Origin of the sequence: Streptococcus sp. Marseille-Q5619 (assembly GCF_946901205.1) — a bacterium.
Lineage (GTDB): Bacteria > Bacillota > Bacilli > Lactobacillales > Streptococcaceae > Streptococcus.
This window is the reverse complement of sequence record NZ_CAMPPO010000001.1, coordinates 97,033-108,279: the sequence shown is the minus strand read 5'-3', so window position 1 is coordinate 108,279 and position 11,247 is coordinate 97,033. Positions and strand designations below refer to the sequence as shown.

Genomic DNA, 11,247 nt, shown 5'->3' with positions numbered 1-11,247 from the left:
CGAAAGGAAAAAATTCAATGGCTACTATTCAATGGTTTCCTGGTCACATGTCTAAAGCACGTCGACAGGTTCAGGAAAATTTAAAATTTGTTGATTTTGTAACGATTTTGGTGGATGCACGTTTACCTTTATCTAGTCAAAATCCTATGTTGACCAAAATTGTTGGTGACAAACCAAAACTCTTGATTTTAAACAAGGCAGACTTGGCTGACCCAGCAATGACCAAAGAATGGCGTCAGTATTTTGAATCACAAGGAATCCAGACGCTAGCTATCAACTCCAAAGAGCAAGTGACTGTAAAAGTTGTAACAGATGCGGCAAAAAAACTCATGGCTGATAAGATTACTCGTCAGAAAGAACGTGGTATCAAGATTGAAACCTTGCGTACCATGATTATCGGGATTCCAAATGCTGGTAAATCAACTCTTATGAACCGTTTAGCTGGTAAGAAAATTGCCGTTGTCGGCAATAAACCAGGGGTGACCAAGGGACAACAATGGCTCAAAACAAATAAAGACCTGGAAATCTTGGATACACCAGGGATTCTCTGGCCTAAATTCGAAGACGAAACTGTTGCTCTTAAACTAGCCTTGACTGGAGCTATTAAAGACCAGTTGCTCCCTATGGACGAGGTGACCATTTTTGGTCTTAATTATTTCAAAGAACATTATCCAGAAAAGCTGGCTGAACGCTTCAAACAAATGAAAATTGAAGAAGAAGCGACTGTTATTATTATGGATATGACCCGTGCCCTCGGTTTCCGTGATGACTATGACCGTTTTTACAGTCTCTTCGTGAAGGAAGTCCGTGATGGCAAACTCGGTAACTATACCTTAGATACATTGGAAGACCTCGATGGCGACGATTAAAGAAATCAAAGAACTCCTTGAAACGGTCAAGGAGTTAGAAAGCCCTATTTTTTTAGAGCTTGAAAAGGATAATCGCTCTGGAGTTCAAAAGGAAATCAGCAAGCGTAAAAAAGCTATTCAGGCAGAATTGGATGAGGATCTTCGTTTGGAATCCATGCTTTCCTATGAAAAGGAACTGTATAAGCAAGGATTGACCTTAATTGCTGGTGTTGATGAAGTCGGCCGAGGTCCTCTAGCTGGGCCTGTGGTTGCTGCAGCCGTTATTTTACCTCAAAATTGTAAGATTAAAGGCCTCAACGACAGCAAGAAAATCCCTAAAAAGAAACATCTGGAGATTTTTCAAGCCGTTCAAGACCAAGCCTTGTCGATTGGAATTGGTATCATGGATAATCAGGTCATCGACCAAGTCAATATCTATGAAGCAACCAAACTAGCCATGCAAGAAGCAATCTCCCAGCTCAGTCCTCAACCCGAGCACCTCCTAATAGATGCCATGAAACTGGAATTGCCCATTTCACAAACCTCCATCATCAAAGGAGATGCCAACTCCCTCTCGATCGCAGCAGCTTCCATAGTAGCCAAGGTGACCCGTGATGAATTGATGAAGGACTACGATCAGCAGTTCCCTGGCTATGATTTCGCTACTAATGCAGGATATGGAACAGCCAAACACCTGGAAGGACTGAAAAAACTAGGAGTTACCCCAATTCACCGAACCAGCTTTGAACCCGTTAAATCCCTGGTTTTAGGTAAAAAAGAAAGTTAATTGAAAGGAAATACCATGGAGGAACAGTCGGAAATAGTCCGTTCTAAGAAAGAATTCGCCTTTGCATCCAGCACTATACTATCCCAAGTTGGTCGAGGAATCATTGTCGGCCTCGTCGTTGGAATTATCGTCGGATCCTTTCGTTTCTTAATTGAAAAAGGCTTCCACCTGATACAAGGACTTTATCAAGATCAAGCGCACCTATTTGTTAATTTATTTATTATCGCCCTGTTTTATCTAATCATCTGCTGGCTCAGTGCCAAACTGACACGCTCTGAAAAAGATATTAAAGGCTCAGGAATTCCGCAAGTCGAAGCCGAACTGAAAGGTCTCATGACCCTCAATTGGTGGGGAGTTCTTTGGAAAAAATATATTCTAGGAATTCTTGCTATTGCTAGTGGACTTATGTTAGGTCGAGAAGGGCCAAGTATCCAACTGGGAGCTGTTGGTGGTAAAGGTATCGCCAAGTGGCTCAAATCCAGTCCAGTAGAGGAACGTTCCCTGATTGCAAGTGGAGCTGCAGCAGGTTTAGCCGCAGCCTTTAATGCACCAATAGCAGGCCTCCTCTTTGTAGTAGAAGAAGTTTATCACCATTTTTCGCGCTTTTTCTGGGTTTCTACACTAGCAGCCAGCATCGTAGCAAACTTTGTGTCTCTGCTCATGTTCGGTTTGACACCAGTATTGGATATGCCAGATAACATTCCTCTCATGACCCTAGATCAATACTGGATTTATCTTGTGATGGGAATTTTCCTTGGATTTTCCGGTTTTCTCTATGAAAAAGCTGTGCTCGATGTCGGTAGACTTTATGATTGGATTGGTCAAAAAATCCATTTGGATAGAGCTTATTATCCAATTCTAGCCTTCATTCTCATCATACCAGTCGGAATTTTTTTACCCCACATCCTTGGTGGTGGAAATCAGCTGGTACTTTCCCTAACTGAGCAAGATTTTAGTTTTCAAGTTCTATTAGCTTACTTTTTAATTCGCTTTATCTGGAGCATGATTAGTTATGGAAGTGGTCTTCCAGGAGGAATTTTCCTACCAATTTTGGCTCTCGGTTCCTTACTTGGTGCCCTAGTTGGTGTCATTTGTGTGAATATTGGACTTGTCAGTCAGGAGCAATTCCCTATATTTGTCATTCTAGGAATGAGTGGCTATTTTGGAGCAATATCCAAGGCTCCCTTAACTGCTATGATACTCGTAACTGAGATGGTAGGAGATATTCGCAACCTCATGCCACTTGGTCTTGTCACTCTTGTCTCTTATATTATCATGGATTTGCTCAAGGGTGCACCAGTCTATGAAGCCATGCTGGAAAAAATGCTTCCAGAAGAAGTATCCAGCGAAGGAGAAGTTACACTTATCGAAATACCAGTTTCTGATAAAATTGCTGGGAAACAAGTTCATGAACTCAACTTACCACACAACGTCCTCATCACTACCCAAGTCCATAATGGCAAGAGCCAAACAGTTAACGGCTCAACCAGAATGTATCTGGGTGATATGATTCATCTAGTTATTCCAAAAAGCGAAATTGGGAAAGTCAAAGATTTGTTGTTATAGTATAATTGTTACATAATTTATGTTATGTAAATATCAACTTAATTTATTTAAATAACCGATTCTCAGCAATGAGATCGGTTATTTTTTACAGATATTTCTCATACAAATAATTGAACGATAAAGCATAAAGCTAGAAAGGAGTTTACTGTATCAAATCTGTACAGTAAGATTAAAATCATGAAAAAGAAAACGATAGCGATTATACAATGTATTTTGTATCTCATAGCTCCTTATATAGCTCTTCAGTTATGTAGAATGTATGTAGAATGAACAGAAGTATCGTTACTGATAATCTCTTTTTTATTTTCCTTATTCTGTTGACTATTTCATTCTGGTTTAGTATTTGGAAGCTAGAAAAAGCACTAGATAATTATTCACAATAATAACTCCAAAGATTTAGACCTGAGTAAAAAAGATCTAAGTCTTTTTTAAAAATCTCTACAACATCTTTCCGAAAAACTATAATTTTCTTGAAAAATAAATAGGTCTATGCTATACTACTAGTAGACTTATTTATGGAGAAAATACATGAAACGTGAGATTTTACTGGAACGAATTGACAAACTAAAACAAATCATGCCCTGGTATGTACTGGAATACTACCAATCTAAGCTGGCTGTGCCCTACAGTTTTACAACCCTGTACGAATACCTTAAGGAATACGATCGATTTTTCAGCTGGGTTTTAGAGTCTGGGATTTCAAATGCTGATAAAATGTCCGATATTCCCTTATCTGTCTTGGAAAATATGTCAAAGAAAGACATGGAATCTTTTATCCTTTATCTACGTGAACGTCCCTTGCTGAATGCTAATACAACCAAGCAAGGAGTTTCTCAGACAACCATCAATCGGACTTTGTCAGCACTTTCTAGTCTTTATAAGTATTTGACTGAGGAAGTTGAAAACGATCAGGGAGAACCTTATTTCTATCGTAATGTAATGAAAAAAGTTTCAACCAAGAAAAAGAAAGAAACCCTTGCTGCCAGAGCTGAAAACATCAAGCAAAAACTCTTTCTAGGTGATGAAACAGAAGGTTTTCTAACTTATATCGACCAAGATTACCCACAAGAGCTTTCAAATCGAGCTCTCTCATCATTCAACAAAAATAAAGAACGAGATTTAGCCATTATTGCCCTTCTCTTGGCATCGGGTGTTCGCTTATCTGAAGCTGTTAATCTGGATTTAAGAGATCTCAATCTAAAAATGATGGTTATTGATGTCACTCGAAAAGGTGGCAAACGCGATTCGGTCAATGTTGCTGCCTTTGCTAAGCCTTATTTAGAGAATTATCTGGCCATTCGAAATCAACGCTATAAGACGGAAAAAACAGACACAGCCCTCTTTTTGACACTCTATAGAGGTGTTCCCAATCGTATTGACGCTTCCAGCGTTGAGAAAATGGTTGCTAAATACTCAGAGGACTTCAAAGTCCGTGTAACACCCCATAAACTGCGCCATACCCTAGCAACTAGACTCTATGATGCCACTAAATCGCAAGTTTTGGTCAGTCACCAGCTAGGACATGCCAGCACACAAGTCACTGACCTCTATACCCATATCGTCAATGATGAACAAAAAAATGCCTTGGATAGTTTATAATTTTACGTAATATAACTTATGTAAAATATTTATCAAAAAAAGAAGCTGCTAAAAATAAGCAACTTCTTTTTCTTTATATCTGATACTAGTAAAGTAGCGTGGAATATCAATTGTTTCTATATTTTTGAAATTCTCATTTGCCTACTACTAATTTAACTATAGCAAAAATAATGCAGATAAGGAAGGATCTTTTTACTTGTATGAATCCTAAAAATCAAGCTTTTCTGGATTCAAATCTCTTCATAATAACAGTTAGACGCCAACGGTAGAAAGCCCCACTCACGATTAGACTAATAATCAAACCGATCCAGTAAGAATAAGCTCCAAAATCTGTTAGAGAGTCGAATACCATAGCTACTGGAAGTGTCACTCCCCAGTAACCAACCAAACCAAGGTAAAAAGGAATAACGGTATCCTTATACCCCCGTAAAATTCCTTGAAGCGGTGCCGCAAAGGTATCTGCTAACTGGAAGAAAAGACTGTAAGTCAAAAAACGTGCTGTCAAATCGATAAATTCTGGGTTGTTCCCATAAAGACCGGCCACATTTCCCCTAAAAATGTAAAGGAAAGATAAGGTGAAGGCCGCAAAAATAAGGGCAGTCCATCTTCCTAGACCAATATAGGTTTTCGCATCATCAAATCGCTTGGCTCCCACTTCATAGGAAACAACAATAGCCATAGCAGATGAGATACTCATAGGAAAGGCGTACATGAGACTTGAAAAGTTCATTGCTGACTGGTGACTAGCAATAATCAAGGATGAGAACTTAGCCATAATCAAGCCAACCACGGAGAAAATAGCTACTTCCGCAAAGACAGTTCCCCCAATAGGCAGACCTAAACGAACTCCTTCCTTGATTTTATCCATATTAAGCGGAATGCGTTTCTCAAGGTGTAAGGCTTTGAGCTTCTCCTGTTTAAATAAAACCAGAACAGAAATCCCCAGCAAGACCCAGTAGGCCAAGGATGTTCCTAAACCAGCACCAGCACCTCCCAGTTCTGGAACACCAAATACCCCGTAAATCAAGAGGTAGTTAAATCCACTATTGAGAGGAAGTAACAAAAGCATGAGGTACATGGACAGTTTGGTCAAGCCCAGCGAATCCAGCAAGGAACGAATGACACTAAAGAGCAACAAGGGGATAATCCCGATAGATAAAAACCAAAGATAGCGAACCGCTACTGCTGCTACAGGAGCTTCTAGTCCTATATGATTCAAGACAGGAGGTGCCAAGAAAAGTACCAGTCCCAGTAAGACCACAGATAGACCCAAGGCCAGATAGATGAATTGGTAAAAATCAGACGCAACCTCTTCCTTTTTGCCTCGACCAAGATGGTGACCAATGATAGGCACCAGGGCTGACACAATCCCTGTTAGGAATGTAAAGAAAGGATTCCAGATACTGGTTGCCATAGACACACCAGCCAAGTCCATAGTATTGTATTGACCTGTCATTGCAGTGTCAACAAAAGAGGCAGAATAATTGGCAAATTGGTAGATCAGGATTGGGAAGAAAATTTTTAAAAATAATACTAACTTCTCTCGTAAACACTTTGTCTTATACATACTTCTCTTTCTATTCTGATTTATCTAAACCAAAGAGTTTCAGACCATAGTTTTTCAAACTTAGCGGAGGGTTATTAGATTTTGAAGTAGTATGCCAACACGCACATGTTCGACAATAATAGCTTCTAACTAAACCTCCATTATCATATTGAACCGCATGATCAGCTTTTTCTTTAGTTTCATATTGAATTTTAGAACGATTAGATGCGGGACAGTAAATTCCGCTATTAGATTTTGCTTTTCTCTCCCTACGTTTTCGAAAATAATTCATATTCCAACTCCTATCAAGCTTGATAGATAATTCGTCCTTTACAGATGGTATATTTAACCTGCCCTTTTAAGGTTTCACCGATGAATGGTGAATTAGCTGCTTTGGAAGCAAAATGGGAGTCCACAAGGCGGTCAGCTTTAGCATCAAAAATAGTGATGTCCGCTGGACCATTCTCAGCCAAGTAACCTGCTTCAAAGTTGTAAAGCTTGGCTGGGTTGTATGTCATCTTTTCGAGTAATTCCATCAAGCTTAACTCACCAGCTTCGACCAAATAAGTCAATCCGAGAGACAGAGAGGTTTCTAAGCCAGTCATACCAGATGGCGCTTTGGTAATATCCTCAACATTTTTTTCATCTACATGATGAGGCGCATGGTCAGTCGCAATAACTGTGATGACACCTGACTTGAGACCTTCAATCACGGCACGACGGTCTGATTCCAAACGAAGCGGCGGATTCATCTTGGCATTACTTCCTTGTGTCAAAAGGAGAGCTTCGGTCTTAGAAAAATGCTGTGGCGCTACTTCTGCTGTGACTTGCGCACCCAAACCTTGAGCAAACTCAACTACTTTAACACTTTCTTCCTTAGACAAATGCTGGATGTGAACATGGGCCTTAGTTGCATAGGCAATCATGACATCACGCGCCATCATAGCGTACTCAGCCACCCCAGTCGCACCGCAGATATGGAAATGTTCTTTAGCAATATTTTCATTAAACCCAAGAACACCGTTCAATCCTGGATCTTCCTCATGGAGACTAATAAAGGTATTGAGTTTTTTGGCTTCCTCCATGGCTTCCTTTACAACCTTACTGCTTTCAAGCGGAATACCGTCATCAGAAAAACCAACCGCACCAGCTTCTAAAAGTGCCTTAAAGTCAGTCAAATCTTGCCCATTAAAATTCTTAGTAATGGTCGCAACCGTCTTAACATTAATCTTCTCTTTGGCAGCTGACTGGAGAACCTCTTGCAAAGTCTCCACGTCTGAAATGGTTGGACTAGTATTAGCCATCATGACAACCGTTGTAAAACCACCTGCCGCAGCTGCTAAGGCACCTGTATGAATATCTTCCTTGTGGGTTTGTCCAGGTTCACGGAAATGAACATGAATATCGACCAAGCCAGGAGCAACTACAAGACCACTAGCATCAAGCATCTCTGCTCCTTCTTCTTTAATCTCAGGTGCAATTTTGATAATTTCCCCATCTTGAACTAAGACATCACACACTTGATCCAAACCAGACTTGGGATCCATTACACGACCATTTTTGATTAGTAGCATCTACTTTCTCCTTTATTCATAGAAATCGACTTGGGTATCTAACAATTTATCCCCATCATAAACAAACTTGGCTGAAAAGAAGGGTTTATCCTCTAAAAGCCACCCAACAAAGGTATGGTCACCTTCCCAAGTCGGCTTGCTCAAAACCTCATCATAGGGAACCCATTCTAACGTTCCCTCGTTGCAGTCAATCAAGTCCCCTTCAAACTCTGTCACCTTAAAAACATAGGTGTACCAGTCTAAATCTGGCGTAAATTCTGGAAAAGTGATAACACCTTTTAGAACTGGCTTGGCTTTCAGTCCCGTCTCTTCGAGGATTTCACGCGCCGCGCATTCCTGAGGGGTCTCACCTCGCTCTAGCTTGCCACCCACACCAATCCATTTGCCTTCATGGACATCATTGGGTTTCTTATTGCGGTGGAGCATAAGCAGTTCTTTCCCGTTATCAATGTAGCAAATCGTCGCTAACTGAGGCATATTTTCTCCTTATCTAAGCCAATCGATTGGCTCTTGTCCTATCTCTTTTAAGAATGCATTGGCCTTGGAAAAAGGCTTGGAACCCCAAAATCCTCTATAAACCGACAAAGGACTGGGATGGGCTGATTCGATAACCAGGTGATGAGGATTGGTAACCAAGGTCTTCTTCTTGCGTGCATAAGCTCCCCAGAGTACAAAAACAACTGGTCTATCTAAATGATTAACCACCTGAATCACAGCATCCGTAAAAGGCTCCCATATCTGCCCAGCATGACCATTGGCCTGACCAGCAGGAACCGTCAAACAAGCATTAAGAAGCAAGACTCCTTGCTCAGCCCAAGCTGTCAAATCATGAGATTTCTTAACCCCGATATCATCTGACAATTCTTTCAAGATATTTTGCAAGGAAGGCGGAGCTGGGATAGAGTCCGGTACAGAAAAACTCAGGCCCTGCGCTTGACCTGGCCCGTGATAGGGATCTTGCCCTAAAATCACCACCTTAACTTCTTCAAGCGGTGTTGTCAAGAGAGCCTGAAAAACCTTTTCCTTGGGCGGATAAACAGTCTCCTGAGAATAGACCTGCTCCATAAACTGATTGATTTTCCCAAAATAACCCTCAGGTAATTGCGCCTTAATCAAAGCATGCCAAGACGAGTGTTCCATAGCCAACTCCTTCATTTTTACTGCCTCTATTATAGCAAAAAGTGGCTATGGAAACCACTTTTTACAGTTTATCTAAGCAATCCAGCAAGTCTTGGTAAGAATGGACCTCATAAGTTGGCTGGGCTTGTGTATGATTTTCGAGGTGATGAGGGTTGTACCAAATCGTGTCAATCCCAGCATTATTGCCACCTTGAATGTCGGCGGTTAGGGAATCTCCAATCATCAGCGTCTCTTCTTTGCTAAAACCTGCAATCTGTTGACCGATTTTTTCATAAAAGAGAGCATCAGGCTTTTGTGTTTGCAACTGTTCAGAGATAAAGACTTGATTGAAATAAGGTGCTAGACCAGATTGAGCCAAACGCCCTGTCTGAATGGCAGTAATTCCATTTGTCGCAGCATACAGCTCATAATCTCGCTCAATGAGGCTGTCTAAGAGTTCATGAGCGCCTGAAAAAGTTTGTCCCTGCTGGGCAAGGTAAAATTGGTAACGCTGGGCTAGAAAACTACCGTCTTTTTCCTGTCCAAAATGAGCAAATAAACGAGAAAAGCGCGTGTTAACCAGCTCTTGTTTACTAATTTTCTTTTGCTCCAAGTCCTTCCATAGAGCCTTGTTCATGGGAACGTAAAAATCTTTGTATGCCTGAATATCTGCAACTCCTTCTTCTTTTAGGAGTTGCGTCAAAGCCACATCCTCAGCAGCATCAAAATCAAGAAGAGTGTGGTCAAGGTCGAAAAGTAGAAATTTGTGGGACAATTTGAGAGTTTTCCTTTCTAGGTATTTAATAGATTAGTTTATTTCTTCTTTTTCTTAGTTTTATTCATCAACATACCAACTACAACTGGAGTAACCACACTTCCAACTTGTCCAACAACTTTAAGTATCTTTTTTGCTTCATCTATTTTTTTGTTTCTACACGATTCGCACTTATTGTGCTTATAACTTGATGGTAAATCCCTAGTACATGTCTTGCATTTTTTTATTTCTTTCATTCTAGCACCTCTGTCTCAATAGAATCTGTTTTATTTGGCAATTTCATTATCGAAGTTTCAATTTTTGGCAATTCTTTTGTCCAGTAATTTGTAGGCGAAGGATCAAGTAAATCAAGTCTCTCTACTAATTTCTGAGAACTGAGATAAGTTTCGTTAATAAATTTCCCAAAGTAATCCAAACTTTTTTGAGCAGCTTTTTTCTCGCCCAACTCATTATAAGCTATTGCTGCTGATAGTGAAACGATATTTACAGCTGCTAATCCATCTCTAATCTCATTCATACGAGCTTCAATTTTATCTGGTTTATCCCCTTTTAATAACTTACCCCAAGTAGAATCTGGTTGTTCTTTGATAAAATTTACATTTGATTTTTGACTAAGCATTAAGAGATTTCTACTATCTTCTGCATCTGAAATAACTTGCAGTAACATCATTGTTCTAATGTTTGAATCTGATATCTCTCTAGCTTGCAAGAGTTTCTGTTGACAACTATAGGCTATTGCGAGTCTATCTGACTCCTGTCCTTTTCTGACGTCCTCGATAGCATATTGTACATTCTGAATCTCCTCTGCAATCTGAGCCATTTGAATTTGTGACGAATAATCGGCTAGCGCTTTATTTAATTCTGGTGCCAACTTAACAGATTTCAATGGTACATTTCCAACGACTTTATTAGTATTAGTATCTACTAATACCGCCAAAAGAGAGCCATCTTTCTTGGTCATTAATTTTAACACTCCTTGAGCAATTTGTTCCCGTTGTTCTGGAGAAAGAATTGCCTGAAAAATCTCTTCAGGTATACTAGATTGGACAACATTGATAAAGGCTGGAGCAGAATATAACATTTTTTCTACTTCAGATAAGATTTTATTTGCATTTTTGACTAATGGTTTGGCTATTTCTGGTAACTTATTAAAAAACGATGAGGGTTTTAGTTCATAACCATCAATATCAAGAATATCGAAGTCATCTTCTCCAAAAAATAAAACTTCATCCATAAATTACTACCTCATTATATTTAAATTATTAGAAATATTATACCATATTAAACAAAATTATGATTTTGATTTTTCTTTAATATTATTTATCCAATCATTTTTACTGGAATCTAACATAGAATAACACTATCCTATACAATTGACAGCCCAAATCGTTCAGAATAGAACAATCCTAACTATCGAATAACTCAACTTCATA

12 protein-coding genes are annotated in these 11,247 nt (G+C 39.6%); 4 read left to right on the top strand and 8 right to left on the bottom strand.

The genetic code is table 11. The features are described from left to right. Positions 1–17 precede the first annotated feature (17 nt). The 4 genes from ylqF (at position 18) to xerS (ending at position 4,800) form a co-directional block, all read left to right on the top strand. Complete coding sequence (gene ylqF / locus OC530_RS00535; RefSeq protein WP_173217872.1) at positions 18–869, top strand: ribosome biogenesis GTPase YlqF; 852 nt, start codon at positions 18–20, stop codon at positions 867–869. Further along, complete coding sequence (locus tag OC530_RS00530; protein ID WP_173217874.1) at positions 856–1,635, top strand: ribonuclease HII; 780 nt, start codon at positions 856–858, stop codon at positions 1,633–1,635. The genes ylqF and OC530_RS00530 overlap by 14 nt, the downstream gene beginning before the upstream one ends. A gap of 15 nt (positions 1,636–1,650) precedes the next feature. Then, positions 1,651–3,201, top strand: coding sequence for a ClC family H(+)/Cl(-) exchange transporter (locus OC530_RS00525; protein ID WP_262078587.1), 1,551 nt, complete (start codon positions 1,651–1,653; stop codon positions 3,199–3,201). A gap of 528 nt (positions 3,202–3,729) precedes the next feature. Beyond that, positions 3,730–4,800 (top strand): tyrosine recombinase XerS, encoded by a 1,071-nt coding sequence (gene xerS / locus OC530_RS00520; RefSeq protein ID WP_262078584.1) that lies wholly within the window; start codon positions 3,730–3,732, stop codon positions 4,798–4,800. A gap of 214 nt (positions 4,801–5,014) precedes the next feature. Here xerS and pdrM read toward each other — a convergent pair whose 3' ends face one another. The 8 genes from pdrM to OC530_RS00480 all read right to left on the bottom strand — a co-directional run bounded on the left by pdrM (position 5,015) and on the right by OC530_RS00480 (position 11,048). Then, positions 5,015–6,367 carry a sodium-coupled multidrug efflux MATE transporter PdrM gene (pdrM, locus tag OC530_RS00515; RefSeq protein WP_173234983.1) on the bottom strand — a complete coding sequence of 451 codons (1,353 nt, stop codon included), beginning with the start codon at positions 6,365–6,367 and terminating at the stop codon, positions 5,015–5,017. A 10-nt stretch (positions 6,368–6,377) separates the two neighbouring features. Beyond that, on the bottom strand, positions 6,378–6,638 hold the full coding sequence (locus tag OC530_RS00510; RefSeq protein WP_001105920.1) for a hypothetical protein: 261 nt from the start codon (positions 6,636–6,638) through the stop codon (positions 6,378–6,380). Positions 6,639–6,651: 13 nt separating this feature from the next. Then, the gene (locus OC530_RS00505; protein ID WP_138700496.1) at positions 6,652–7,920 is read right to left on the bottom strand and encodes a dihydroorotase; all 1,269 of its coding nucleotides are present in this window, start codon (positions 7,918–7,920) and stop codon (positions 6,652–6,654) included. 12 nt (positions 7,921–7,932) lie between these two features. Further along, positions 7,933–8,397: an 8-oxo-dGTP diphosphatase gene (locus OC530_RS00500; protein ID WP_001135770.1), complete on the bottom strand. Its 465-nt coding sequence runs from the start codon at positions 8,395–8,397 to the stop codon at positions 7,933–7,935. Between the two features lie 9 nt (positions 8,398–8,406). Then, entirely contained in the window at positions 8,407–9,060 is a 654-nt protein-coding gene (locus tag OC530_RS00495; protein WP_138700500.1) for a uracil-DNA glycosylase, read from the bottom strand. 61 nt (positions 9,061–9,121) lie between these two features. Further along, complete coding sequence (locus OC530_RS00490) at positions 9,122–9,814, bottom strand: YjjG family noncanonical pyrimidine nucleotidase (protein ID WP_173234981.1); 693 nt, start codon at positions 9,812–9,814, stop codon at positions 9,122–9,124. 38 nt (positions 9,815–9,852) lie between these two features. Next, positions 9,853–10,050, bottom strand: coding sequence for a hypothetical protein (locus OC530_RS00485; protein ID WP_000658758.1), 198 nt, complete (start codon positions 10,048–10,050; stop codon positions 9,853–9,855). Further along, positions 10,047–11,048: a hypothetical protein gene (locus OC530_RS00480; RefSeq protein ID WP_262078571.1), complete on the bottom strand. Its 1,002-nt coding sequence runs from the start codon at positions 11,046–11,048 to the stop codon at positions 10,047–10,049. The genes OC530_RS00485 and OC530_RS00480 overlap by 4 nt, the downstream gene beginning before the upstream one ends. Positions 11,049–11,247 lie beyond the last annotated feature (199 nt).